Below are 23,994 nucleotides of genomic sequence, written 5' to 3'. Positions count from 1 at the left end.
AAATTTTAGGAGGAAAAAGAATGAAGAGAACAAAAGGGAGACTTACTATGCTGTGCGTGTCGTTGGCAGGGGTGCTGGCATTGACGGCATGCGGTGGACAAGCGAACGAAGGACAAAATTCGCAAACGGGTTCTTCGGAAAGCGCTAAAACCAAGACAATATATATTTATCAGAACAAAATTGAGATTGACAAGGCATTGAAAAAGACAGCAGAAGCGTACACTGCCCTTCACCCGGACATTCAATTTTCGATTGAGTCTGTCAGCGACAATTTCAGCACGGGTCTCAAGACCAAGTTGGCTTCCGGAGAACTGCCCGATGTCTTTACAGTACTTGGGAATCAGGATTTGAAACTCTGGCAGTCTCAACTGGAGGACTTGACGGATCAGCCCTGGACTAAAGATATGATTCCCCTGGCGAAGGAAGGCATTACCGGAGATGATGGAAAAGTATACGGACTGCCGGTATCTGTGGAAGGATATGGATATGTCTATAACAAAAAGCTCTTTCAGCAAGCGGGGATATCCAAGGTTCCCGTAACATTAACCGAATTGAAACAGGATGTCGAATCGCTGAAATCAGCCGGAATGCAACCCTTAGTAGGGGCATATATGGATTGGTATCAAGCTGGTAATTTCCTGGTTAATATGGGGATTGCCCGTCAGAAGGATCCGCTGGCTTTTATTAAAGGGTTATATGACGGAACCGCTACATTTGTTGGAAATGAAATTTTTAAGGAAGTGGCGGATTTTATTCAATATGATTTTGCCAACGGAAAGAATGGGCTGAGCACCAACTTTAATAATCAGACTACCCAATTGGTGAATGGCGAGATAGCTATGACGCTCGGAGGAAACTGGCTCCAGCCGACTATTGATAATGGAAATGCGAGCCTCGAAACAGGATTAATGCCTCTCCCGGTAAACGACAATCCGGAAGAGAATGACAAACTGTATGCGGGCGTTAGTGGTTATTGGGCCATCAATAAGAATTCTGATGTAAAAAAAGAAGTAAAGGACTTCTTCAACTGGCTTGTCACTACGCCGGAAGGACAAACCCATATGACCAAGGACATGCAGATTATACCGGGATTCTCTTCCTTTTCGGCAGATAATGAAACGATTGGTGATTTGGGAGCAGACCTTTCCCGCTACTTAAAGGAAGGAAAGGTATATGGATCGTACAATTCCTACTACCCGGATGGTGTTGCGCAGGCTTTTGGGGAAGCTGTACAGAGATTTGTAGCCGGTCAAGTGGATAAGGACGGTTTCCTGCAAGAATTACAAAACGAATGGGATCGTCTGGCTGAATAAAGACCGAAAATACTGGAAATGGGGTTAACTATGCATAAAGATTTGGACAGGCTTATAAGTGATATGACCTTACATGAAAAAGTGGCGTTATGTACCGGTGAAAATTCATGGAAAACCAAAGCCTTTAAACACCTGGGCATTCCTTCCATTCTTATGAGTGACGGTTCAAGCGGCGTCCGATTTCAGAAGGATTCCGAAATCACCCGATCGCAATCCTTTTATGAGTCCATTAGCAGCCGATTTGACAGTGAAGAGGCGATCAGTAATACCCATAAGGCTACCTGCTTTCCCTCGGCATCAACGGTTGCCTGCTCATGGAATAAAGAGCTGATCTATGAGATCGGCCAAGCGATTGCCAAGGAGTGCCGTCGCCTGGGAATCCATCTACTGTTGGGCCCCGGAATGAACATTCGCCGGCATCCTTTAACGGCACGCAACTTTGAATACTATTCGGAAGACCCCTATTTAACAGGGGACATGGCCGCAGCCATGGTTATGGGTGTGCAGAGTCAAGGGGTCGGCACTTCTCTCAAGCATTTTGCCTGCCATAATTCGGATACCAAACGAACACGGGTGGATGCCATTGTGGAGGAAAGAGCTCTGCGGGAGATCTATTTAGCAGCCTTTGAACGGGTCGTTAATCAGGCCAAGCCCACTACCGTCATGAGTGCGTACAACAAAATTAACGGGGTTCAAGCCAGCGAAGATCCCTTGCTGCTCAATCAGATTTTGCGTGAGGAATGGGGATTCGCCGGAGCGGTGATCAGTGACTGGGGGGCGGTCAAAAATGTGGTGGAAGCCACCTTGGCGGGGCTTGATTTGCAAATGCCGCTTTCTTTAAGCTCGTCAAGATTTTTGGAAGAGGCCGTTCAAAAAGGCGACATCGCCGAAGAGTGGCTTAACCGCCGGGTGAAGCATATTCTAGAGCTTGTATTCAGTCTGACGGAAAAAGCGGAACCAAAGGCCGAGTTCGATTTTGTTCAGCATCACCGGATCGCACAGCGGGCCGCAGAGGAATCCATTGTTTTATTGAAAAACGGGCGGAAATTACTGCCACTATCCTCTGAGAAAATCAAGAAAATTGCGGTTGTCGGCAAATTGGCGGTTGAACCGTTATATCAAGGAACAGGTTGCGCCGTCGTGAATGCGCAGCTGGTAGATATACCGCTGGATAGCATACGCAGCCTGTGCCAAGGTACTATCGAGGTTGCTTATGCTCCCGGATATAACAGCGACGGCTCTACAAATCAGGCTTTGTTGCAGGAGGCCGGGCTTCTGGCCCGCGATGCGGATGTTGTTTTGATTTTCGCCGGAGCCTTTATGCCCGAAGAAAGTGATGATTACAACCGGAAGGATATGAATATCGAATCGGGTCATGAACAACTGATTGAAACGGTCTGTGCCGTAAATCGAAACTCGATTCTGATTCTGGCTAACGGAGAGTCGGTTTCGATGCCCTGGACCGATATGGCTAGCGTTGTGCTGGAGACCTGGTTTGGCGGGGAAGGCATGGGAGCGGCTCTTGCCAATATCCTCTTCGGCTTGGTGAATCCTTCCGGCAAACTGTCTGCCACCATTCCGGAGAAATTAAACAATACCCCTGCGTATCTTAGCTTCCCCGGCAATGAAAAGGATCTGTACTACAGTGAAGGAATCTATGTAGGTTACCGCTATTACGACAAAAAAGAAATCGCTCCGCGGTTTCCGTTTGGGCACGGCCTTTCATATACGCAATTCACGTATAGCAATCTTACCGTATCGTCATCATCGGTTAAGCTGCCCGAAACTTTAAAAGTAACTGTAGATATTACAAATACTGGTGATGTCTACGGGAAAGAAATTATACAATTGTATCTTTCGCAGCCGAAATCAAAGCTCCCTCGTCCGATTCAAGAGTTAAAGGGCTTCGCGAAAGTGGCGCTCCATTCCGGAGAAACGAAAACAGTTGAATTTGTGTTAGAAGAACGTGACTTCTCTTACTATAACCCGGAGTTCGGCAAATGGGTTGCAGACACTGCGGAATTCATCGTCCGGATCGGCGCCTCAAGCCGAGACATCCGCCTTACGAAGGCGGTTCAGGTGGAAAATTCCCGGAAATATGTCTCAAAGATCAGGACGGACAGCGGATTTGCAGAACTGCTAGAGAATGCGACGGCCAAACAAATCTTTTATCAGTTTTTGATAGAAAACGGCTTGATTAATCAAGAGCAGGCAAATGAAAATCTGGATGAATTGCTAAAATGGTCGTTCTGGGGCATTCAGACTTTTATGGATATGAATTCGGGGGGAACGATTACTTATGAGAAAATGGAGGAAGTAGTTACCAGAATAAATGATGCTTTAGAGAAGGCACAGTAGAAATCCTAATTCGCTTGATGCATACCAGGACAGCAGGGCTCTTTCGTGAGTCCTGCTATTCGCGTTGTCCGCAGCAGCGGAGAATCACAGTGAAATCTCTATTGCTCATGTGGTAGACCAAGGCAGCTTGCTTTCAAAACCTCTCAAAAAGATAGTTTCCTGGAAAACGAACGGCGCCCCGGCGTCGAAAGTTCACTGCTGTACAAAAAAAGCGCTGCTGAATGAGCTTCGTCAATCCACGGCTATCTTTAAGGATCTATATTGAGCGGAAATCTCCACATTTCCTTCGGCGGTACGTTCGGCGGGTATATTATAATGATTACAAAAAACCAAAGGGGGCTGTTCCCATGAACGAAGAAACCGCATCGCCAAAATACACCAATCGGCTCATCAATGAGAAGAGTCCTTATCTGCTTCAGCACGCGCACAATCCGGTGGATTGGATGCCTTGGGGTGAGGAAGCTTTCGAGAAGGCCAAAGCGGAGAACAAGCCCGTGTTCGTATCCATCGGATATTCTACATGTCATTGGTGCCATGTGATGGAAGAAGAATCTTTTGACGATGAAGAGGTTGCAGAGCTTCTTAACGGTAATTATGTGGCGATCAAGGTGGACCGCGAGGAACGGCCGGACATTGATGCGCTGTATATGTCGGTCTGTCAGGCGATGACAGGCGGGGGAGGCTGGCCTCTGACGGTGCTGCTGACGCCCGAGAAAAAGCCGTTCTATGCCGGAACGTATTTTCCGAAGCGGCGGATGATGGGGCAGGTCGGACTAATGGAAGTTCTGGAGCAGGTCCGGGCCAAATGGGAAACGGACAGCACGAAGCTCCACCAGCTAGGCGACGAACTGCTCACAGAGCTTCAGGCCGCGGCTGCCAAGAACAGCGTTGAACAAGATGTTGAATTGTCGGAAGATATTCTGCACCATGCCTTCCGGTTGTACAGTACGATATTTGATGAAACGAACGGGGGCTTCGGACATGCTCCCAAGTTCCCGACGCCGCATAATCTGTCCTTTCTGCTCGCATACAGCCAGAAGTATGACAATGCGGAGGCGCTGCGAATGGTCGAGAAGACGCTGGAGTCCATGTACAAGGGCGGTATTTATGACCATATCGGCTTCGGATTTGCGCGTTATTCAACCGATGAGCAATGGTTGGTGCCGCATTTTGAGAAAATGCTCTTCGACAACGCGCTGCTTGCCTCCGCTTATGTGGAAGCTTACCAGATCACGGAGAAGCCGCTGTATGCAGAAGTTGCGGAGAGCATATTCGCCTACGTATTGCGCGAGTTGACTTCGCCCGAAGGCGCGTTCTATTCTGCGGAGGATGCCGATTCGGACGGCGAGGAGGGCGCATTCTATATCTTCAGCACGGAAGAGGTCGAGGAAGCACTGGGACCTGAAGATATGCAGTCCTACTGTAGCCTCTACGGGATAACGGAGGAAGGCATTTCGCGGGGATACAGCATTCCGAATCTGCTTGAAGGACTGCCGGATGAGATCGCAGAAAAGATGGGCATGACTCCTCTTGATCTGCGAACCCGGATAGAGGAATGGCGGGTGAAGATGTTCGCTTACAGAAGCAAGCGCGTGCGTCCTTCCAAGGACGACAAAGTGCTGACCTCGTGGAACAGCCTGATGATCACGGCGCTGGCGAAGGGAGCCAAAGCGCTCCAAAAGCCCAAATACGCCGAGGCTGCCGGAGCGGCGGCGGATTTCCTCTGGAACCATCTGCGCCGTGAGGATGGCCGGTTGCTGGCAAGGTACCGCGACGGAGAGGCCGCTTATCCGGGATATGTGGACGATTATGCTTTTCTGATGTGGGGACTGACTGAGCTGTATGAGGCGACGGGACAAGCCGACTATCTGAAGCGGGCCCTTGAGCTTAAAGATGGACTGCTGGATCTGTTCCAGGATGAAGAGGAAGGCGGATTCTACTTCACGGGGAAGGATGCGGAGCAGCTTCCGATTCGCTCGAAGGAACTGTATGACGGCGCCATGCCGTCCGGCAATTCCGTAGCGGTGAAGGTGCTGTGGAAGCTGTCCGTGATCACCCAGGACCTTAAGCTAAAGGGAGTTGCGGAGCGGACGGCGGCAGTGCTGGGCAAGGCCGCGATGAAATATCCCGCCAGCTATGCCATGTTCCTGCAGGGGCTGTTTGCCATGACAGGCGGCGGCAAGGAATGGGTATTGTCCGGTAAAAAAGAAGACCCTGCCCTACAAGAGATGATTTCTCTTGCGCAGCGTGCCTTTATGCCGGATGCTTCGCTGCTCATTCACTGGGAAGATCCGAAGGATGAGTTGGCGGCCCTGCTGCCGCATCTGAAGGACAAGCCGGCAATCGGCGGGGACGCCACGGCGTATGTCTGCCGTGATTTTGCCTGCCAAGAGCCGATTACGAGTCTGGAGGCAGTGCGTGAGCTTTTGGTCAAGAAAGAGCACGAGAAGAAGTAACCGAAATGTAAAAGTGCAAAGGGAGCTGCGGCTCCCTTTTTTCGTGGCATGATTTGATTTCTCGATATTGTATAAGATCATTCAGCAGTTCTTACTCCCTTGGATACTCTGGCCTGTGACATGACGCTCGCTGCTTTATATTTCATCAAACGCAAGATGGTGTAGGAGCCGAAGATTCCCGTGTATAGCACCAGTCTGAGCCAGTCCGTATCTTTATCCATGATAAGGATCAGCAGGACATGCAAGTAGGCCAGTAGATAGAACAGATACGCCCAGCGCTGGATTTTACGCCACTTTGCACCCCCGATCCGGCTTCGCACTTTTCTAAAGGACGTAATGAACAGAGGAATCATCACAACAAGAGCGATAATGCCGATTAAGGAATAGCTTAGGTAGAGAGTCTTTCTGAGCATGGAGGTTTCATCGGAACTGATGACGGAGGAAAATCTAACGAGGAACCTGACGAGGTACACCATCCCATGGGCCAGCATCAGAATGGAAGCAATGATCGCGAGCGGGGCGCGGATGGACATCAGTTTTCGGGTATAACTCCAGCGATTGTTGAGGGCACCGGCGAACATTACGGGAATGAAAAAAGCAATAGATATTACGCCATGCGAGACCGCTCTTTCCAATCCTCTGACGAATCCTTGCAGTTGAAAGCCGTTAATAAGCCTAATCATTTCGTAGGTGGTGACGACCGTCGTGATTATTGTGGCCAAGGTGTAGAGCGCGACACGATTTTTTTGAATGAACTTTGGAAACTGGCACAACAGGACCGCAATCAGCAAACAATACAGCAGAGACATGAAAAAACCCCCTCATTTATTGATAATGATTATCATTATTGATAGAATGATCAATTCTATCTAAACTGTCAGTGACATTTTTAACATATCGGTTAGCCAGTATGGCTAGCCACTATGGGAAGCACCGGAAAATAGGCGATCGCATACACTAAAGCAAAATCCAGCTAACGAAAGGTATGAGCTTATGTCAACCTATTCCGGACCGCAAACCCTGATTTATCAAGCTGATCCCACTGCGCTTCACCATGTGAAAAAAGTGCGCGAATCGATGCATGGCTCCTTAAAGCCCTACATTAACCGGAAAGTAAGGATTCAAACTATCGACGGGGTGACCCATGAGGGCATGATCTCGGGTATCGACGAGGGGCATCTGTATTTGACTATGCAGGCGTCAGGCCCCTCGATGAGAGGATATTATAATCCGTATTATCCGCCTTATCCTTATTACTACCCGGTCAATCCGATCGGCAACGTTATTTTGCCGCTGGTGCTGTACAATTTGCTGGCTATTTCGCTGCTCTAAAGTGAATAACGCCAAAAGAGCGCTCGTCAGCCGGAAGGGCTGTCGGACGCTCTTTTTCTACAAGGGTAACCAAAAAAAGACAGACACAGGAAACTCCCGGTCTGCCTTTCGAACTAACAGTTCTTACTTAACCATTGACGACGGCCGTTATCTCTTCGTCCAGTTCCAGTCTTACCTCCTCACGATAAGCGCGGATATTGTACTCAGAAAGAAGATAGCGCAGAATCGCTTCAATCATATTGCTTTCGACGAGATACTGGCTTCGGCCCTGCGTCCACACTTCGGCGGTATAGCCGGTCTCTTCCTCCCAACTGAGTTCCACCTGCACATCCGTTACCTTGACGCCCTTGCGCTCAGCCATGTGGAGGCAGATGGCGTTGATAATTTCATCCATGCTGAGGACGGTTATGGGCATTAGTAGCGTCCACCCCGATCGTCAAACTTGCGGCGCTGCTGTCTGCGGCGGAAGAAGGAAAGGACGAGCATAACAACCAGATAGATTGCCAGCATATTAACTGCAAAGCCGAGTATGTTGCCGAAAGCGCCCATGCTGCCGAACAGACCTCCGAACATCAGACCCGCCAGACCGCCGAGCATCATCCCTTTCATGAAGCTTCCGCCGGTGAAAAATCCGCGGTTAGCCGTGCCTGCCGTCGTTCCGGCTGTCGTTCCCTTGGTGCTATCGGTCCTATTTACATTGCCTTGTGTTGATTTATTCGGCGTCGTCGTATAACCCCGCTGTCCCGATTTGAAACCGCCGCCTCCGCGCCGCGCATCCGCATAATCCGGGGCCGCCGCCGCGAAGAAGAGGGTAAAGGCCATAACAATCATCATTGCGCTTTTTAAGAATTTCATTGGTAAATTATCCTCCTAAAAGTTTTGATAGCATAAGCTTCTCAGACAAACTTCGCAAAACTTGCTTCGAAAGCAAACGCTTAGTTTTGATAGCATATCTGTGTGCCTACCCGGTAATACGGGGACTTCTCTGAATGGTTCCATTTTTCTATTCTAATTTTTTAAATAAAATCTAAAGACACTTTCCGCTAAACAGTGGACAAAGGATAGCCTGTGCTGCGATACTTAAAAATATTCAAAAAAGGAAGTCCATGCTCTATCCTTCCAGGGAGGTAAAAGGAATGCCGTTACCTGAAATGTTTGATATTTTCGACGAAAAGATGATCCGGATCGGAAGCGACAGCCGGGAAAATGCGCATGCCAAAGGGCTGTGGCATCAAACGTTCCATTGCTGGATTGTTCATCCCGCGAAGGGTGAAGGCGGGAGCCTGCTTTTTCAGCTGCGCCACATGAACAAGGATACTTTTCCGGGACATCTGGATACTTCTTGCGCTGGACATCTTCAGGCCGGAGAAACGGTGGAGGATGGAGTTCGGGAACTCAGGGAGGAACTTGGGCTGAGCGTTCCGTTCGAAGAACTGGTCTATTGCGGGATGGTTGCTGAGGAGAACATTCCTTCGGACGGACTGATTGATAGGGAGTTTAGTCATGTGTTTCTTCATACTTGTGAACAGGAATTGGAGCGATATTCCTTTCAGCTGGACGAAATTTCCGGGCTGTTCTTCGTAGACATTCTGAAATTCCGCCAGTTGGTTGAAGGAGAAACGGATGCTCTCCGGATCGAAGGGATTGTCTGGGATGAGAAGACGCAGCTTGTGAGACCGGAGCAAAGGGTGGTGAGTTTCGGGGATTTTACGCCGAACTCCAATGAATATAACCGTATGCTGTTCGAGCATTTAGGATCGGATGAGTAGAATTCAGCATAAAAAAGGCGCGGGTACAGTACCCGCGCAAAAGCAGTTTTGAGAGATGTCAATTACTGGTGTACCCATCCGAGACAAGCTCCAGTGCACCGGTAGCCGGATCCATAATCATGCCGTGAACGGGAACACCCGGGGGGAGCAGTGGATGACGCTTAATCAGCTCCACAGTTTGAATTACCCCTTCCTCAATGCTGTCAAACCCTCGAAGCCACTTGGTAAGCTTAATTCCCGAATTTTCCAAAGTGGATAGGACCTCATCCGAAATACCGCGTTCCTTGATCGATTGAATCATATGATCGGCGTTCAGCGACGCCATACCGCAGCCGTAATGGCCGACAACGATGACCTCATCTGCGCTGAGCTCGTAAAGGGCAACCATCACGCTGCGCATGACGCTTCCGAAGGGCTGGGAAATGACGGCGCCGGCATTTTTAATGATTTTGATGTCACCATTCTTGAAATTCATCGCTTTCGGCAGCAGCTCCACAAGCCGCGTGTCCATGCAGGTGATGATGAGCAGCTTTTTATTCGGAAACCGGCTTGTCAGATAAGCTTCGTATTCTTTATTTTCCACAAATTTCTCGTTGAATTTCAAAATATCGGAGACTTGACTCATTATGGCGGAACCTCCTAAGGTTATTTATGAACGGGAACGGACTTCGCAGATGGAAGCCGGTTCAGGCCGGGTCCCCTCTAGGCCCCGCATATCGCGTACCAAAATATTTTGTCCATAAAGCTGTGAATCGCTGCTCAGTTTAAAGGAAGAGGTGTTCTCATCGGCGTCAAGCTTTAATTGTTCCTCATAAAAAATCTCGTGCTGGTTTCCAACGACTACAGGCAGACCGCCGGCTTCGACATGCAGGTCCCCGGTGTCCGGCTTGTCCAAGATCAGCAGCACATTGATGCCGTCGCATCCGCAGTCAACCGTATCGTAAAAGAGCTTGAATGTTCCCGGCTGGCTGCCCAGCCGTTCCTTCAGTCTTTTTTCCGCAAGCGGGGTCACCTGAATTTTCATAGCGATTCACGCTCCTTTTTCCTGTGTCAGAACGTAAGCGGAGGCAAGATTCTTCAAATCTCAGATAATCCGCTCCGAAGTTGATTATACGCACTTAAAAAAGTATCATCAAGAGTAGCTTAGAAATTACGGAAAGCCGGTGACATTAATGGAACAACAACTAAAGGCGGAATGGAATGCTTTCAGTATTCTTTTAGCCAAAATCAGCGGATACCGCGAGGCAATCGGTCTGCTGCATTGGGACCTGCGGACGGGCGCGCCTCGCAAGGGAGTGGAAGTCCGGTCGAAGACAATCGGTATGCTGAGCGGAGAGCTGTTCAAGCTGGAAACTTCTCCGGAGATGGGGCGGTTCACGGAATACTTCAGCAGACCGGAGGTTGTGAGCCAGTTAACTGACGTGCAGAAGAAGATCGTCAAGGATTGCCGGAAGGAGTACGAGCGCAGCAAGAGCATTCCGCCGGAAAAATACGAGGAATACGCCATTCTGGCCGCCCAGTCGGAGACGATGTGGGAGACGGCCAAGGAAAATAATGATTTTGCTTCCTTTGAGCCTTTGCTCAGCCGGATCGTCGCCTTCAAACAGGAATTCATCGATTATTGGGGCGTGAAAGGTACGCGTTACGATACGCTGCTGGACATGTACGAACCTGACCTGACGGTAGAGAAGCTCGACGGAATCTTTAATCGCTTGCGCAGCCGCCTTGTGCCATTGGCCGAGCAAATCGCCGCTTCGCCAAACAAGCCGGATGCGGACCTTCTAAACGGAACTTTCGGTAAAGAAGAGCAGGAGAAGTTCGGACTCTTTATTTTGGAGCAGATGGGTTATGATTTTGCAGCTGGCCGATTGGACGAGAGCGTGCATCCTTTCGCCACAGGACTGAACCCGGGGGATGTCCGCATTACGACGAATTACCCGCAGGATAACGTGACCAGCTCTATTTTCAGCTCTCTGCACGAAGGCGGACATGCGCTGTATGAGCAGAACATCGACAAGGCCCTTGTCGGCACACCGCTTGCGCAGGGCGCATCAATGGGCATTCATGAATCCCAATCCAGACTATGGGAAAATATGATCGGCCGCAGCCGTGCGTTCTGGGAACGGTATTTCGGAGATTTGCAGCAGCATTTTCCGGAGACCTTCAAGGATGTGAAGGCGGAGGATTTCTACCGGGCGATTAACCGGGTGGATAATTCCCTGATCCGCATTGAGGCGGACGAGCTGACCTATAATCTGCACATTATCATCCGCTATGAGATCGAGAAGCTTATTTTTAATGAAGGCCTAACCGTTAAGGAACTGCCGAAGGTCTGGAATACGAAGTATCAGGAATATCTTGGCATCACGCCGCCGAGTGACAGCCTGGGTGTACTGCAGGACGTGCACTGGTCGGGCGGGGATTTCGGCTATTTCGCCTCTTATTCGCTGGGCAATATGTATGCGGCGCAAATACTGCATACGCTGCGTAAGGAGCTGCCAGAGTTAGACTCTCTGGTGTCTTCGGGAAATCTGCTGCCGATCAAAGAATGGCTTACGGACAAAATATACCGCTACGGCATGAGCCAGACTCCGTCGCAAATTATCGAACGGGTAACCGGTGAACCGCTGAATCCCGACTATCTGGCGGATTATCTGGAAGCAAAATACCGTGAAATCTATCGTTTGGAGCAGATTAAATAGCGCGGGCGGCAGTGGATTACCTTAAGCTGAGAGCATATAATAGAAGAAAACGCAAACGGAAGGAGACGGGATATGGCGAACACTTACACTTACAGTCGAAGGGAAGAAGTCGCGAACGCGATAACCCATGGTATTGGAGCCGTACTCAGCGTGGCCGCGCTTGTCCTGCTCATTGTTTTTTCGAGTATGTGGGGAACGGCCTGGCATGTCGTCAGCTTCTCCATCTATGGAACCACAATGCTGCTGCTGTATTTGAACTCGACGATCGTACATAGCCTGAAGGAAGGCAAGCTAAAGGATCTGTTCGAGTTCTTCGACCACTCCTCCATTTATTTGTTCATCGCAGGGACGTATACGCCTTTCTTGCTTGTAGCTATTCGCGGTACGCTGGGCTGGAGCTTGTTCGGTGTTATTTGGGGCATCGCCTTCTTCGGAGTTCTGTTCAAAGCCTTCTTTACGAAAAAGTTTTTGTTCATGTCGACGGTTTTTTATATCGCCATGGGCTGGCTGATCGTGATTGCCTGGGCACCGCTTACGGCTGCTGTGGCGGAGGGCGGAATGGCTCTGCTGATGGCGGGAGGCATTCTCTACACGCTCGGCACCATTTTCTATGTCTGGCGGGCCTTTCCTTACCACCATGCCGTCTGGCATGTGTTCGTGCTGCTGGGCAGCGTGACGCATTTCTTCGCGGTGCTGCTGTATCTGCTGCCGATTCGCTGACGCCCGGTTTTAGGTACATTTGTTCGGGTAAAAGCAAAGAAAAAGATGACAAGCAAAAATGCTTGACATCTTTCTTTGTTTTCGGTATTATAAGGAGCGTTGAAATGGTGTAAAGTGTTTTTCCTTGACGAAGGGAGTGCCCTTGATGAGTCAGGGTAACCGGCTAGAGAAAACCAACCGAATTAACTTATTGTTCGCATTTTACGAGTCTCTGCTTACCGACAAGCAGCAGACGTTTCTGAAATATTATTTCCATGACGATTTCTCCCTAGGAGAAATCGCTGCGGAATTCGAGATCAGCCGGCAGGCCGTTTATGAGCATATCAAACGCGCCGAGCAGGTGCTGGAGAACTACGAGAATAAGCTGGGGTTATTGGCGAAGCATGAGAGCCGTACCCGGTATTTTGAAGAATTGCGCAGACTGCCGCAGGATGGAGCGCTTCTTGAGCCGTACAAACGGCGGTTTGCGGATATTGTGGATTCTTTGGAGAAGCTGGAGTAGCTGAAGGGAGAAGCAGCCTATGGCATTTGAAGGATTAACCGGAAGACTGCAGAGCGTGTTCAGCAAGCTGCGCGGCAAAGGCAAGGTGTCCGAGGATGATGTGAACGAGGCTATGCGCGAAGTGCGTCTTGCGCTGTTGGAAGCGGACGTTAACTTTAAGGTCGTTAAGGACTTTGTAGCGAAGGTGAAGGAGAAGGCCATCGGCAAGGAAGTGATGGAGAGCTTCACACCGGGCATGGTGATCATCGACATCGTGAACAAGGAATTGACGGAGCTGATGGGCGGAAGCCAAGCGAAGCTGGCCAAGGCGAATAAGCCTCCGACTGTCATTATGATGGCGGGTCTTCAGGGCGCCGGTAAGACGACGACCTCCGGCAAGCTGGCCAAGCTGCTGCAAAAGGGAAATCACCGCCCGCTGCTCGTGGCCGGGGACATTTACCGTCCCGCTGCGATCAAGCAGCTTCAGGTGCTCGGAGAGCAGATCAAGGCGCCGGTGTTCTCGCTGGGCGACAAGACGAGCCCGGTGGAGATCGCCAAGCAAGGTCTGCAGCATGCCAAGGATAACAATCTCGATTATGTCATTATCGATACCGCCGGACGCTTGCATATTGATGAAGACCTCATGGAAGAGCTGAAGCAGATTCACGCGGCCGTGAATCCGGATGAAGTGCTGCTTGTTGTCGACGCCATGACCGGTCAGGACGCCGTGAACGTGGCCGACAGCTTCAACAAGCAGCTTGAGCTGACCGGCGTCGTGTTAACGAAGCTTGACGGTGATACCCGCGGCGGCGCCGCCCTCTCCGTCAAGGCCGTAACCGGCTGCCCGATCAAGTTCGCCGCTCTTGGCGAGAAGATCGATGCGCTGGAGCCTTTCCATCCGGAGCGGATGGCTTCGCGGATTCTCGGCATGGGCGACATGCTGTCGCTAATCGAGAAGGCGCAGGCCAACATCGACGCCGACAAGGCGAAGGAAATGGAACGTAAGATGCGCAATGCGGAGTTTACGTTCGACGATTTCCTGGAGCAAATGGATCAGGTCAAGAAGCTTGGCCCGATCGATCAAATCCTCGACATGCTCCCGGGCATGAACAAAGCCAAGGGCATGAAGGATTTGAAGGTCGACGACAAGCAGATGGGCCGCGTCGAGGCAATTGTGCACTCGATGACGAAGCAGGAGAAGAGCCAGCCCGAGATCATCAACCACAACCGCCGCAAGCGCATCGCTACTGGCAGCGGCACCTCGCTCGCCGAGGTGAACCGGCTCATCAAGCAGTTCGATGAGATGCGGCGGATGATGAAGCAGTTCTCCGGCATGATGGGCGGAATGGGCGGAGGCAAGGCATCCAAGAAGAACGCCATGAAGCAGCTTAAAGCGCTCGGCGGCAAAGGTATGAAATTCCCTTTTCGTTAATGTTTTATCGAGATTAACCATTGTACAACATAGGCTAATCCGGTTTTGACCTTTGCAGTGCGATTAACCATTGTACAACATAGGTTATTCCGCTCTTAATCTTTTACTGCGATTAACCATTGTACAACATAGGTTAATCCGCCCTTAATCTTTTATCTTTTGAGGTTGTAGTTTTTAGGGTCTAACCCGTAACTAGATAGATTCGCGGTTAAGCGTGTCCCGTCAGGGACGAAAAGCGATCATTAACCCAACCATCCAAGGTCCCGCAAGTCCACACGCCAACGCCAATTGCCATTAGCGGGTGTCCAGAGGGCGGCAGCCCTTGGGGCCCTCCCCATTGGGGAGGGTTTGGGAGGGGATATTCTTATAAGGAGGTGAATTTCATTGGCAGTACGTATTCGTCTGAAACGTATGGGTGCTCATAAAGCGCCTTTCTATCGTGTAGTGGTTTCCGATTCCCGGTCTCCTCGTGACGGTCGTTTTATCGAGGAAATCGGTTACTATAACCCGGTTGCACAACCGGCAGTAGTGAACATCGATGAGGAAAAAGCGCTCAAGTGGCTTCAAACCGGTGCGCAAGCATCCGACACGGTTCGCAACTTGCTGAGCAAAGCGGGTGTGTTGAAGAAGTTCCATGAGTCTAAGCTACAGAAATAATGACTGATTGCGAGGGTCCTCTATGGAAGAATTAGTTGCAGTTATTGCTAAGGCTTTAGTGGATCATCCGGAAGATGTAACGGTGCGGACCGTGGAGAAGGATCATCTGATTGTCTATGAATTGTCCGTTCATCCCAATGATGTGGGCAAGGTCATCGGCAAGCAGGGGCGGATCGCCAAAGCGCTCCGGACAGTCGTTACATCGGCAGCAGTCAAGAGCGATAAGCGCGTCACCGTGGATATTTTGTCCTGATCGGTGATCATTTAAAGAGGGGCTGGGGATCACTAGATTCCAGCTCCTTTTGTCTAATTAAAGAAGATAAGACACACCCCTGCGGAGCATAGGCTTTTTACACCGGGGAACGTTATGAATATAAAGATGAAGTGTTAAGGGAGTGGATGGCATGACGGAATCATTGTTAACGGTAGGCAAGCTGGTCAATACCCACGGCATTCGCGGTGAAATCAAAATATTGTCCCGAACCGATTTTCCCGAGGTAAGATTTGCGCCGGGCAGCAAGCTGCTCGTTATTCCAGAAGACGGAAAAGGGATGATCGAGGTCACGGTGGAGGCGGCCCGAGAGCATAAGGGAATGTATATCATTAAGCTAAAGGGATACAACGACATCAACCAGGTCGAAAAATATAAAGGCAGCCTGATCAAGGTCACTGCGGACAACCGGGTAGAACTGCCGGAGAACGAATACTATTTTCATGATATCATCGGCTGCGAGGTCTTTACGGATCAAGAAGAGGGCGCGCCGCTCGGTGTCATTTCCGAGATTTTGACGCCTGGAGCGAATGATGTCTGGGTGGTCAAACCGCCTAAAGGCCAGGATATTCTGATTCCCGTGATTGAAGATGTGGTCCTTGATGTCGATGTCCAAAACAAGCGGGTGAAGATTCAACTGATGGAAGGACTGCTGTCATGATCAGAATCGATGTGCTGACGCTTTTTCCGGAAATGTGTGAAGGCGTATTTGGGACAAGCATTCTGGGCAAGGCGCGGGAAAAAGGCATCGCCCGGCTGAATGCGGTGAACTTCCGCGATTATGCGAACAACAAGCATAGCAGTGTCGACGACACTCCTTATGGCGGCGGCGGCGGCATGGTGCTCAAGCCCGAGCCGATTTTTGCCGCGGTGGAGCACCTTTTGGACAATCTGGAGGGTCAGTCAGAGTCAGTGGACGAGTTGCCCGGCATGACTCAAGGGGAGAGCACCAATCCTCGCATTATTCTCATGTGCCCGCAAGGCCGGACTTTCGATCAGCGAATCGCAGAGGAGTTGGCCAAGGAGAAGCATCTTATTTTTATTTGCGGACATTACGAGGGCTATGACGAGCGTATCCGCGAGCATCTGGTTACGGATGAGCTGTCCATCGGCGACTATGTGCTGACAGGCGGAGAACTGCCCGCGCTTACAGTCATCGATGCAGTAGTCCGACTGCAGCCGGGAGCGCTTGGGAATGAGTCCTCCGCGGTGACCGATTCGTTCAGTACGGGGCTGCTGGAGTATCCGCATTACACGCGTCCGGCTGAGTTTCGGGGCTGGAAGGTGCCGGATATGCTGCTGAGTGGCCATCATGCCAATATCGAAGCGTGGCGGAGGGAGCAGTCGCTGAAGCGGACGCTGGAACGCAGACCCGAGCTGCTGGAGCAGGCGGGGCTTACACCGAAAGACCATAAGCTGCTGGAGCGGTTGAAAGCGGAATTAAATGAGGCTCGTGCCGGCAGCCGCAGCGAAGAAGAGAAGGCGTCTTTTTAACGGATAAGTTAAAAAGACGTCTTTTTTGTGTGCGCCCGGCATGGGCGATAACTCGGCGGTGAAAGTCCGCTACAGGCTTGGCAGTAGGAACTGTTAGCCAAAGGCAAGGGTGTCCGCCGCGAGGCGGAATCTGAAGGAAGCCGGAGGCAAACCCTCGGTCTGACGAACAGAAATCACATAGAAGGCATCATGGGACGGACGAGCTTGCACTACAAAGCAAAGTCCAATACTGCCCGAATCCCAGGGTGTAAATGTGGCAGATGGATGAGGGGAAGGTTATCGCTCTTACCCGGGGAGATCTCACAGACGCCCGGTAGGAAAAAAAAAAAAAATCCGAAAGACGGAGTAAAGCTTGCTGTGAGAAGTCAGCAGAGGCCATAGTACCGGGAAGTTTTTTTTTCTCGGGAAGGGCCGAACAATCGTAAGTCTCGAGTACATACAGGAAGGAGAGTCGGCGCGATGAAAGCAGAATACCGAAAGGGCTGCCCGCAAAGGGAACGTGTGGAACATGAAGAGTATGCGGGAGCGCGGAGTGCCGGCATTCGGGAAAGTAGAGAAAGAGACGGTGCAACAGACTTGCTGGAACAGATTCTGGACAGAGACAATCTGAACAGAGCCTACAAGCAGGTCAAACGCAACCATGGAGCGCCTGGAATCGACGGAATGACCGTAGAAGATGCGCTGCCATGGCTGCAGGAACATAGAGACGAGCTGTTGCAAAATATCCGGGAAGGCCGATACAAGCCAAGCCCGGTACGGCGCAAGGAAATTCCCAAACCCGATGGAAGTGGAGTACGGAAGCTTGGCATACCCACAGTCGTGGACCGAGTGATCCAGCAGGCGATCGCCCAGCAGTTGCAGCCGCTGTTTGAGCCGCTCTTCTCAGACGGAAGTTACGGCTACCGCCCTGGGCGGAGCGCGCAGCAGGCCATCCGTAAGGTGAAAGATTACGCGCAGCAAGGCTATGGTCACGCGGTAGAAATCGACCTTTCGAAATACTTCGACACACTGAACCATGAACTGCTGATGAATCTTTTGCGCAAACAAATTCAGAACAAGCGTGTAACCGAACTGATTAAGAAATATTTGAAAAGTGGGGTTATGGAGAATGGGGTGCACTGCAAAACGGAGGAAGGCTCTCCGCAGGGAGGCCCTTTATCTCCGCTGCTCGCGAACATCTATCTGAACGAATTCGACCAGGAGATGAACAGACGGGGAGTGAACGTTATCCGGTATGCGGATGACATCGTGGTGCTAGCCAAAAGCAAACGGGCAGCGACGCGGCTTCTGGAGTCTTGCCGGAAGTACCTGGAGAACAAATTGAGACTCCAGATGAATATGCGGAAAAGCAAGGTAGTCAGCGTAGTGGCCCGGAAGTATTTCAAATTCCTTGGTTTTGCCCTGGGAAAGAACAGAAATGGGGTGTATATTCGCGCCCATGGGCAATCCCTCGCAAAAGCAAAGAAGAAGCTGAAAGAACTAACGAGCCGCAGTCAGGGCAGGAATGTTCGCCAAGTCATGGAGAAAGTGAAAGTCTACATTCGCGGATGGATCGGCTACTACTATGTAGCCGACATGAAACGGATATTGAAAAGCTGGAGCGAATGGCTGCGAAGACGCCTGCGGATGTACATCTGGAAACAGTGGAAGAAGCCGAGAACCAAGGTACAGAACCTGCGCAAGCTGGGGATACCGGAATGGCAGGCTTACCAGTGGGGGAACTCCCGTCTGGGGTACTGGCGCATCGCCGGAAGCCCGGTGCTGTCTCGTTCCATAACAAACGAAAAGCTCGCACAGGCAGGATATTATGACTTTCCTGCGCAGTACGAGCGTTTACGTCAATTGCACTTAAACGGTTGAACCGCCGTATACCGAACGGTACGTACGGTGGTGTGAGAGGTCGGCTACTCAGTTAATGGGTAGCCTCCTACTCGATTATTATAGAATGTATAATAGCCGTCATAAAAAGTTCAAAAGGGCCATATATTATAAAGGTGTCATTACCTGCATTTTTGGGTAATAAAGTAAGACGCCGTAAATTATAGAAAAGGCTTAACCAGCGAAAGGATGAACTTTGAAATGACAACGAAGTCACATGAAGATTTCAAGCCGGATACGAACCCTATCCGCAAAGAGGCGGAGCCGCTCCGCACGGTCAGCGATATTATCGACTTCTACACGAACCGAAAATCTTGAAGGTTCTCGTCCCCTAAAAAGCGAGAGCGAAACCTATCCATCAACCCTGCTAGGAGTCTATCGCCATCCATGCAGAGAGATAATTTCCAAGAGCCCCCCCAATCCGTGAGTTCCGGCTCGCGGATTGGGGGGGGCTTTGCAGTTATTGGACGAGTAAGATAAATGAGCAGAAATACAGGGCATTTTGCAAAATGCGAAGCAAATGAAAAAAGACCGTCCGAAGACGGTCTCTCTACCCGAGGCGCTTAACTTTCATGATCCGTATCCCGCGCCACCAAAAGCCGATTCATTAGCCAATGGTCCGGGTAAGGGATACGTTCAACATGTCATTATTAATGTGAACGCACCTCCTTTCCTTGTATGGACAGTATAGCATAGTAATACTGAATTATCTATAAAATTCTAAATATTTTTTGGAGTTTTTTTACGGAAAGGCAATAGCTATATACATAATTTTGGCGAAATCGAAAATTAGTGAAATTTTTGTACAAACAAAGGAGAATTTATAATATTATTGGTACATCAGTTATGAAGGAGGTATTCTATGAAATATTTTAATTATAAGCTTATTAGCATATACCGTACTCAGCTGATGGGGATAGCCATATTATGGATTGTATTTTTTCACTCTACTATTAACACCTCCTCTGTTCCGATCATTAATACCTTTAAAACAATTGGATATGGAGGAGTAGATATTTTTTTGATGTTATCTGGTTTGGGGTTATACTTCTCCTGTCAGAAAGACAATAACGTTATGAGATTTTATAAGAGAAGATTGCTGCGTATTATTCCAACTTATATGATAGTCGTATTCATTATTTGTCTCCTTAATTGGTATGTTGGTGAAATGTCGCTCACAGATGTAATTTTGAATTTGACCACCTTAAGCTTTTGGGTAAACTCTAATAAAATATTTGATTGGTATGTGCCTGCAATTTTCGTTCTATATTTACTTACACCCGTATTTATGTACTATTTCAAGTCAAAAAACAAGTATATTTCAGTCGCTGCGGCTATTCTTATTGGATTACTAATAACTGTCGCTATTACACCAACCCCATTATCTTATCTAAATATTTTTACGATAAGAATCCCAATATTTTTCACTGGATTTCTTGTGGGTTATTGGATTGAGACCGGCAAGAAAGCAAACTTCTTACATTTAATAGTATATATAGTGATGGCAATTTTGGGTTTGACCTTTTTAATTGTAAGTATGAAGTATTTATCATATGAGTTTTTGTGGAACAATGGATTTTTTTGGTATCCATTTATCTTGATTACATTACCTTTATGTGTTTTTGTTGCGACTTCTTTACAAGCTTTTTCGGCGTTTGGTATGAAAAAATTTATTTTCTTAACTTTCTGCGGTACACATAGTCTTGAAATATATTTGATCCATGAAAGGGTTTTAAATATTACTGCTAAAATAAGTAGAAATCTAAGTATAGACAATTTTATATATAATGTAATTTGTATTTTAATTACTTTTTTAATGGCATTTTTACTAAAAAAATCAGTAGCTAGCTTTACCTCAAAATTTACGAGAAATATTCGGTCAAGAAAAGCAGCTTAAAATTCATTATTTCGTTATACTCTTGATGGCTTAAGCTGAAATTTATTGTAAATTCTGCGTTAGATTTTTGCTTGCAAGGGTGGGTAAATAAGTCGTATAATAATATTCGTCGCTGATATTTCGCATGTATATGCGTAAGGAACGCCCGTAATATTAGCTGTGTAAATATGCTGGCGACGTACATAATATCGGGGTATAGCGCAGCCTGGTAGCGCGCACCCTTGGGGTGGGTGAGGCCGTGGGTTCGAATCCCGCTACTCCGATTTTCTTGAACTTAAAAACCGCAACCTGACCAATTTGAGATTGGGAGGTTGCGGTTTTTTGTTATTTCGTTATGCTGATCGCACCTACGGAAGAGGAGAGGGAGAGGAGCGGTCCGCCTCCATTAATATCGCTTTTGCCGGAAGGTACTCCTGAAACGCGGCCGAGATCGGTGTCTGCATCAAGCGAGCAGCTCACCGATTGCTCCAAGGCTGCGTTTATGCTGCCTACATCAGTGCTGGCAGTGAGGGAGGAACTGCTATCCATTGCGGCAATACCAAGTGAAATGCTGCCGGTGTCGGTGTTTATGCTGGATTTCCCCGTAATATGTGCGTCTTCAATACTCACACTTCCGACATCGCTGGAGATATGGTAGATGCCCGTTAATCCGTGAAGTTTGATTTTTCCAACATCGCCCTTAATGTCATACTGGCTAATGCTTGCAGGAATTTCAATAACGTATGAGATGCTGAAGTCGGAGGTGCCGTACGTTCTGCTTGCCCATGACCATAAATCGGTGTCTGGCTTATCTTTCGGATGAGTGTTCACTTTCAGATCGCCGCCGCTCTCCCGAATGGATACTTCGGCCCTGTCTAAAATGCGCTGGCTGTCATCCTTTCTGCCAAGCGCGTTGTAAGAAATGATTGTTGCGGTTACTTTTAAATCGGCTCCACTGCCCGGCTTCAATTCAATATCGCCTACCGAATTATCAAGGACAAGCGTCGAAGCCGAACCGACCGGACTCTGGGTGGAGAGTTCTTTGGTGAATCTTCCAGACTTGAGCTGGTCTGATACGTGATCCGCTGTGTCTTCAATCGTTTGCGCGGCGCTACCCACTGCCTCCCCGACGTTTTGCTGGACAGTCTCACCGAATGACTCTGCTGCTTCCCCGATGTCCTGCATGGAGGTCTCCATATCGTTATTCGCGCTGTCCGCCGACTTCCCGGGAAGCGGTGTACAGCCTGCCAGAAGCAGCGCCGCCAGCGAGGCAGCCACAGCCATTTTCTTCATACTTTTTCTCATGTCCGATTTCCCCCTTTAATAAATAAACAAAACATATTGGCCGCAGTAATCCAATCTTGCTAATCCCATGATTTGTTGCCTGATAGTATGTATTGAACATATTATATCTTGTGGAAATTTATTGAAACAGAGGCTGGAGACTGGCGCTAAACTAGACCAAAGTTGGGGAAGATAGAGATAAGTGGTTGTTTCGCCAGCAAACATCCGCAAGAAATCCGGCATCGGCTTAAATAGTTGTTTCAGAAAAAAGACTTCCCGTATAATAATAAATAAAGCCCCCAAAAGAAAGGATACTTGCTGATGCGATATATTGTATTCCTCATGATTTTGTTGGCGGTAGTTGTCATTTATGCTGTAACCCGGGTTCTGAACACAAGGAAGCTGAAAAAAGGAAATACACCAAAGAATAATGTGATTCCACTGGATGCGCACCGCAAATCGCGGAAAAGTACGGATGAACAGCCCTGCTCCAGCTGCAAAAAGAAAAACGGCAAGCTTATTTTTTATGCACAGGATGACGGCTCGGTTGTCGGCTTATGCAAGGAATGCCAAGCAAAGGCGAAAAAGCGGGATATGCTTCCTCTATAATCTCATAATTAGGTTGTATTCATTCGCCTAGTATGGTATTATGATATCTGTTGTGTGGAATACGGTGGTCCGCTGCGGATGATGAAGGAGAATGAAGATTTCTCCGGAGGAGGCATGAACACCTGTACGGAAGGAGGAAGTCCTTAATGAATATTTTGCAAGAAATTACACAAGAACAGCTCCGCAAGGATATCCCGAGCTTTCGCCCTGGCGACACTTTGAAAGTGCACGTTAAGGTTATCGAGGGAAGCCGCGAACGTATTCAGCTGTTCGAAGGCGTTGTAATCAAGCGCCGCGGTGGCGGAATTAGCGAGACTTTTACGGTTCGTAAAATTTCTTACGGCGTTGGTGTGGAAAGAACATTCCCAATCAACTCGCCTAAGATTGACAAAATCGAAGTAACTCGCCATGGTAAAGTTCGTCGCGCTAAGCTGTACTACCTGCGTGAACTGCGTGGTAAAGCCGCAAGAATTAAAGAGATTCGTCGCTAATCCAAGCGGCAAAGGAAGGGGGCTTGATTTCAAGCCCTTTTCGTTTATTAAGATTTTTCGCATATTTTATAGATAGATATAGCTGGGGACGGGCTTCTTTCGAAAAAGCCTTCTGAGGAAATTTTGGCAGAGGTTTTTTGGGTTGAAGTTTTTTTGATTTGTATGGAAAAGGTTCATAAAAAATCCTTGGACTGTCAAGGTTAAGGAGAGGACGGTGAACTATGCAGCAGGATTTGCAGCAGGGACAAGGCGAGAGCGACAATCAGGCTTCGCAGGTTCCGCCCAAGCAAAAGAATGAAGCGTTGGAATGGGTAAAAGCGATCGCGATCGCTTTAATACTGGTTTTTCTGATTCGTTGGCTGTTGTTCAAACCGTTTATTGTGGACGGACCATCCATGCAGCCGAACTTCCATACCGGCGAGCGGGTAATCGTCAATGAAATTTTATATGATCTCCGTTCCCCACAGCGGGGCGAAGTTATTGTATTTCATGTCCCTTCCGAGGGCAGGGATTTCATCAAGCGGGTCATTGCCGTAGCCGGGGATACAGTGAAGGTTGAAGGCGACGTAGTGACTGTAAACGGTAAAAAGGTAGACGAAACCTATATTCAGGGAGCGATCGACCAGGCGCATAAGAACAACCAGCTATACAACAACAAGAACTTCCCAAACGAGGACTTTAAGGACGGAGTCGTTCCTAAAGGCCATGTATTCGCAATGGGGGACAACCGTTCCGACAGCACGGACAGCCGAATGATCGGCTATATTCCTCTCGGCGATATCGTCGGCCGGGCCGATGTGATTTTCTGGCCGGTGTCGGATATGGAATGGATCAAGCATTAGATTAACTTACTCAATGGAGGCGATGGGCA

24 protein-coding genes and 1 tRNA gene are annotated in these 23,994 nt (G+C 49.0%); 19 read left to right on the top strand and 6 right to left on the bottom strand.

The genetic code is table 11. The features are described 5' to 3' along the window. Positions 1–20 precede the first annotated feature (20 nt). From KP014_RS21605 to KP014_RS21595, 3 genes are all read left to right on the top strand, one after another. The gene (locus tag KP014_RS21605) at positions 21–1,313 is read left to right on the top strand and encodes an ABC transporter substrate-binding protein (RefSeq protein ID WP_036597077.1); all 1,293 of its coding nucleotides are present in this window, start codon (positions 21–23) and stop codon (positions 1,311–1,313) included. Between the two features lie 153 nt (positions 1,314–1,466). Further along, positions 1,467–3,671 (top strand): glycoside hydrolase family 3 C-terminal domain-containing protein, encoded by a 2,205-nt coding sequence (locus KP014_RS21600; protein WP_246590562.1) that lies wholly within the window; start codon positions 1,467–1,469, stop codon positions 3,669–3,671. Positions 3,672–4,018: 347 nt separating this feature from the next. Next, the gene (locus KP014_RS21595) at positions 4,019–6,127 is read left to right on the top strand and encodes a thioredoxin domain-containing protein (RefSeq protein ID WP_090834192.1); all 2,109 of its coding nucleotides are present in this window, start codon (positions 4,019–4,021) and stop codon (positions 6,125–6,127) included. Between the two features lie 77 nt (positions 6,128–6,204). Here KP014_RS21595 and KP014_RS21590 read toward each other — a convergent pair whose 3' ends face one another. Then, positions 6,205–6,936 (bottom strand): ferric reductase-like transmembrane domain-containing protein, encoded by a 732-nt coding sequence (locus tag KP014_RS21590; protein WP_036592264.1) that lies wholly within the window; start codon positions 6,934–6,936, stop codon positions 6,205–6,207. A gap of 184 nt (positions 6,937–7,120) precedes the next feature. On the opposite strand from KP014_RS21590, the gene KP014_RS21585 reads away from it, so the two are divergent. After that, positions 7,121–7,459, top strand: a complete 339-nt coding sequence (locus tag KP014_RS21585; RefSeq protein ID WP_036593038.1) for a hypothetical protein — start codon at positions 7,121–7,123, stop codon at positions 7,457–7,459. Positions 7,460–7,586: 127 nt separating this feature from the next. Here KP014_RS21585 and KP014_RS21580 read toward each other — a convergent pair whose 3' ends face one another. Both KP014_RS21580 and KP014_RS21575 read right to left on the bottom strand, forming a co-directional pair. Further along, complete coding sequence (locus KP014_RS21580; protein WP_036593040.1) at positions 7,587–7,874, bottom strand: YxcD family protein; 288 nt, start codon at positions 7,872–7,874, stop codon at positions 7,587–7,589. Then, the gene (locus KP014_RS21575) at positions 7,874–8,314 is read right to left on the bottom strand and encodes a membrane protein (RefSeq protein ID WP_036593041.1); all 441 of its coding nucleotides are present in this window, start codon (positions 8,312–8,314) and stop codon (positions 7,874–7,876) included. Before KP014_RS21575 ends, KP014_RS21580 begins: the two co-directional genes overlap by 1 nt. Positions 8,315–8,595: 281 nt before the next feature. On the opposite strand from KP014_RS21575, the gene KP014_RS21570 reads away from it, so the two are divergent. Beyond that, positions 8,596–9,228, top strand: a complete 633-nt coding sequence (locus KP014_RS21570; protein ID WP_036593042.1) for an NUDIX hydrolase — start codon at positions 8,596–8,598, stop codon at positions 9,226–9,228. Positions 9,229–9,286: 58 nt separating this feature from the next. On the opposite strand, the gene KP014_RS21565 is transcribed toward KP014_RS21570, so the two are convergent. Further along, positions 9,287–9,853 (bottom strand): beta-class carbonic anhydrase, encoded by a 567-nt coding sequence (locus KP014_RS21565; protein ID WP_036593044.1) that lies wholly within the window; start codon positions 9,851–9,853, stop codon positions 9,287–9,289. Positions 9,854–9,877: 24 nt separating this feature from the next. After that, on the bottom strand, positions 9,878–10,252 hold the full coding sequence (locus KP014_RS21560; RefSeq protein ID WP_036593045.1) for an iron-sulfur cluster biosynthesis family protein: 375 nt from the start codon (positions 10,250–10,252) through the stop codon (positions 9,878–9,880). Positions 10,253–10,400: 148 nt separating this feature from the next. Here KP014_RS21560 and KP014_RS21555 point away from each other — a divergent pair, with 148 nt between their 5' ends. The 11 genes from KP014_RS21555 (at position 10,401) to KP014_RS21505 (ending at position 21,023) form a co-directional block, all read left to right on the top strand. Then, positions 10,401–11,930 carry a carboxypeptidase M32 gene (locus KP014_RS21555; protein ID WP_036593046.1) on the top strand — a complete coding sequence of 510 codons (1,530 nt, stop codon included), beginning with the start codon at positions 10,401–10,403 and terminating at the stop codon, positions 11,928–11,930. Positions 11,931–12,002: 72 nt separating this feature from the next. Next, positions 12,003–12,650, top strand: coding sequence for a PAQR family membrane homeostasis protein TrhA (gene trhA / locus KP014_RS21550; RefSeq protein ID WP_036593047.1), 648 nt, complete (start codon positions 12,003–12,005; stop codon positions 12,648–12,650). Positions 12,651–12,795: 145 nt separating this feature from the next. Next, positions 12,796–13,152, top strand: a complete 357-nt coding sequence (locus KP014_RS21545) for a putative DNA-binding protein (protein WP_036593048.1) — start codon at positions 12,796–12,798, stop codon at positions 13,150–13,152. Positions 13,153–13,171: 19 nt separating this feature from the next. Further along, positions 13,172–14,563: a signal recognition particle protein gene (gene ffh, locus KP014_RS21540; RefSeq protein WP_036593049.1), complete on the top strand. Its 1,392-nt coding sequence runs from the start codon at positions 13,172–13,174 to the stop codon at positions 14,561–14,563. Between the two features lie 384 nt (positions 14,564–14,947). Further along, positions 14,948–15,220: a 30S ribosomal protein S16 gene (gene rpsP / locus KP014_RS21535; RefSeq protein WP_025335406.1), complete on the top strand. Its 273-nt coding sequence runs from the start codon at positions 14,948–14,950 to the stop codon at positions 15,218–15,220. A 22-nt stretch (positions 15,221–15,242) separates the two neighbouring features. Then, on the top strand, positions 15,243–15,473 hold the full coding sequence (locus KP014_RS21530; protein WP_025335405.1) for a KH domain-containing protein: 231 nt from the start codon (positions 15,243–15,245) through the stop codon (positions 15,471–15,473). A gap of 151 nt (positions 15,474–15,624) precedes the next feature. Continuing rightward, complete coding sequence (rimM, locus tag KP014_RS21525; protein ID WP_036593050.1) at positions 15,625–16,152, top strand: ribosome maturation factor RimM; 528 nt, start codon at positions 15,625–15,627, stop codon at positions 16,150–16,152. After that, complete coding sequence (gene trmD, locus KP014_RS21520) at positions 16,152–16,985, top strand: tRNA (guanosine(37)-N1)-methyltransferase TrmD (protein WP_090834202.1); 834 nt, start codon at positions 16,152–16,154, stop codon at positions 16,983–16,985. The genes rimM and trmD overlap by 1 nt, the downstream gene beginning before the upstream one ends. Before the next feature lie 459 nt (positions 16,986–17,444). Further along, positions 17,445–18,845, top strand: a complete 1,401-nt coding sequence (gene ltrA / locus KP014_RS21515; protein WP_036589107.1) for a group II intron reverse transcriptase/maturase — start codon at positions 17,445–17,447, stop codon at positions 18,843–18,845. Between the two features lie 880 nt (positions 18,846–19,725). Continuing rightward, positions 19,726–20,760 carry an acyltransferase family protein gene (locus KP014_RS21510; RefSeq protein WP_036603577.1) on the top strand — a complete coding sequence of 345 codons (1,035 nt, stop codon included), beginning with the start codon at positions 19,726–19,728 and terminating at the stop codon, positions 20,758–20,760. Between the two features lie 189 nt (positions 20,761–20,949). Further along, positions 20,950–21,023 (top strand) — tRNA-Pro (locus KP014_RS21505). 61 nt (positions 21,024–21,084) lie between these two features. On the opposite strand, the gene KP014_RS21500 is transcribed toward KP014_RS21505, so the two are convergent. After that, a complete protein-coding gene (locus tag KP014_RS21500; protein WP_036603574.1) occupies positions 21,085–22,044 on the bottom strand; it encodes a hypothetical protein in 960 nt (319 codons plus the stop codon). A gap of 300 nt (positions 22,045–22,344) precedes the next feature. Between KP014_RS21500 and KP014_RS21495 the strand changes: the two genes are divergently transcribed. The 3 genes from KP014_RS21495 to lepB all read left to right on the top strand — a co-directional run bounded on the left by KP014_RS21495 (position 22,345) and on the right by lepB (position 23,965). Then, positions 22,345–22,632 carry a hypothetical protein gene (locus KP014_RS21495; protein ID WP_036603571.1) on the top strand — a complete coding sequence of 96 codons (288 nt, stop codon included), beginning with the start codon at positions 22,345–22,347 and terminating at the stop codon, positions 22,630–22,632. 146 nt (positions 22,633–22,778) lie between these two features. Next, the gene (rplS, locus tag KP014_RS21490) at positions 22,779–23,123 is read left to right on the top strand and encodes a 50S ribosomal protein L19 (protein ID WP_025691343.1); all 345 of its coding nucleotides are present in this window, start codon (positions 22,779–22,781) and stop codon (positions 23,121–23,123) included. Between the two features lie 221 nt (positions 23,124–23,344). Further along, positions 23,345–23,965 carry a signal peptidase I gene (gene lepB / locus KP014_RS21485; RefSeq protein WP_036603568.1) on the top strand — a complete coding sequence of 207 codons (621 nt, stop codon included), beginning with the start codon at positions 23,345–23,347 and terminating at the stop codon, positions 23,963–23,965. Positions 23,966–23,994 lie beyond the last annotated feature (29 nt).

The organism is Paenibacillus sophorae, assembly GCF_018966525.1.
Lineage (GTDB): Bacteria > Bacillota > Bacilli > Paenibacillales > Paenibacillaceae > Paenibacillus_AQ > Paenibacillus_AQ sophorae.
This window is presented reverse-complemented; position numbering and strand designations above follow the sequence as displayed.

Excerpts from the sequence above, each read along its gene's own strand:
- KP014_RS21605 (WP_036597077.1), top strand. The coding sequence starts at position 21 with ATGAAGAGAACAAAAGGGAGACTTACTATGCTGTGCGTGTCGTTGGCA.
- KP014_RS21600 (WP_246590562.1), top strand. The coding sequence starts at position 1,467 with ATGAGTGACGGTTCAAGCGGCGTCCGATTTCAGAAGGATTCCGAAATC.
- KP014_RS21595 (WP_090834192.1), top strand. The coding sequence starts at position 4,019 with ATGAACGAAGAAACCGCATCGCCAAAATACACCAATCGGCTCATCAAT.
- KP014_RS21590 (WP_036592264.1), bottom strand. The coding sequence starts at position 6,936 with ATGTCTCTGCTGTATTGTTTGCTGATTGCGGTCCTGTTGTGCCAGTTT.
- KP014_RS21585 (WP_036593038.1), top strand. The coding sequence starts at position 7,121 with ATGTCAACCTATTCCGGACCGCAAACCCTGATTTATCAAGCTGATCCC.
- KP014_RS21580 (WP_036593040.1), bottom strand. The coding sequence starts at position 7,874 with ATGCCCATAACCGTCCTCAGCATGGATGAAATTATCAACGCCATCTGC.
- KP014_RS21575 (WP_036593041.1), bottom strand. The coding sequence starts at position 8,314 with ATGAAATTCTTAAAAAGCGCAATGATGATTGTTATGGCCTTTACCCTC.
- KP014_RS21570 (WP_036593042.1), top strand. The coding sequence starts at position 8,596 with ATGCCGTTACCTGAAATGTTTGATATTTTCGACGAAAAGATGATCCGG.
- KP014_RS21565 (WP_036593044.1), bottom strand. The coding sequence starts at position 9,853 with ATGAGTCAAGTCTCCGATATTTTGAAATTCAACGAGAAATTTGTGGAA.
- KP014_RS21560 (WP_036593045.1), bottom strand. The coding sequence starts at position 10,252 with ATGAAAATTCAGGTGACCCCGCTTGCGGAAAAAAGACTGAAGGAACGG.
- KP014_RS21555 (WP_036593046.1), top strand. The coding sequence starts at position 10,401 with ATGGAACAACAACTAAAGGCGGAATGGAATGCTTTCAGTATTCTTTTA.
- trhA (WP_036593047.1), top strand. The coding sequence starts at position 12,003 with ATGGCGAACACTTACACTTACAGTCGAAGGGAAGAAGTCGCGAACGCG.
- KP014_RS21545 (WP_036593048.1), top strand. The coding sequence starts at position 12,796 with ATGAGTCAGGGTAACCGGCTAGAGAAAACCAACCGAATTAACTTATTG.
- ffh (WP_036593049.1), top strand. The coding sequence starts at position 13,172 with ATGGCATTTGAAGGATTAACCGGAAGACTGCAGAGCGTGTTCAGCAAG.
- KP014_RS21530 (WP_025335405.1), top strand. The coding sequence starts at position 15,243 with ATGGAAGAATTAGTTGCAGTTATTGCTAAGGCTTTAGTGGATCATCCG.
- rimM (WP_036593050.1), top strand. The coding sequence starts at position 15,625 with ATGACGGAATCATTGTTAACGGTAGGCAAGCTGGTCAATACCCACGGC.
- ltrA (WP_036589107.1), top strand. The coding sequence starts at position 17,445 with ATGAAAGCAGAATACCGAAAGGGCTGCCCGCAAAGGGAACGTGTGGAA.
- KP014_RS21510 (WP_036603577.1), top strand. The coding sequence starts at position 19,726 with ATGAAATATTTTAATTATAAGCTTATTAGCATATACCGTACTCAGCTG.
- KP014_RS21500 (WP_036603574.1), bottom strand. The coding sequence starts at position 22,044 with ATGAGAAAAAGTATGAAGAAAATGGCTGTGGCTGCCTCGCTGGCGGCG.
- KP014_RS21495 (WP_036603571.1), top strand. The coding sequence starts at position 22,345 with ATGCGATATATTGTATTCCTCATGATTTTGTTGGCGGTAGTTGTCATT.
- rplS (WP_025691343.1), top strand. The coding sequence starts at position 22,779 with ATGAATATTTTGCAAGAAATTACACAAGAACAGCTCCGCAAGGATATC.
- lepB (WP_036603568.1), top strand. The coding sequence starts at position 23,345 with ATGCAGCAGGATTTGCAGCAGGGACAAGGCGAGAGCGACAATCAGGCT.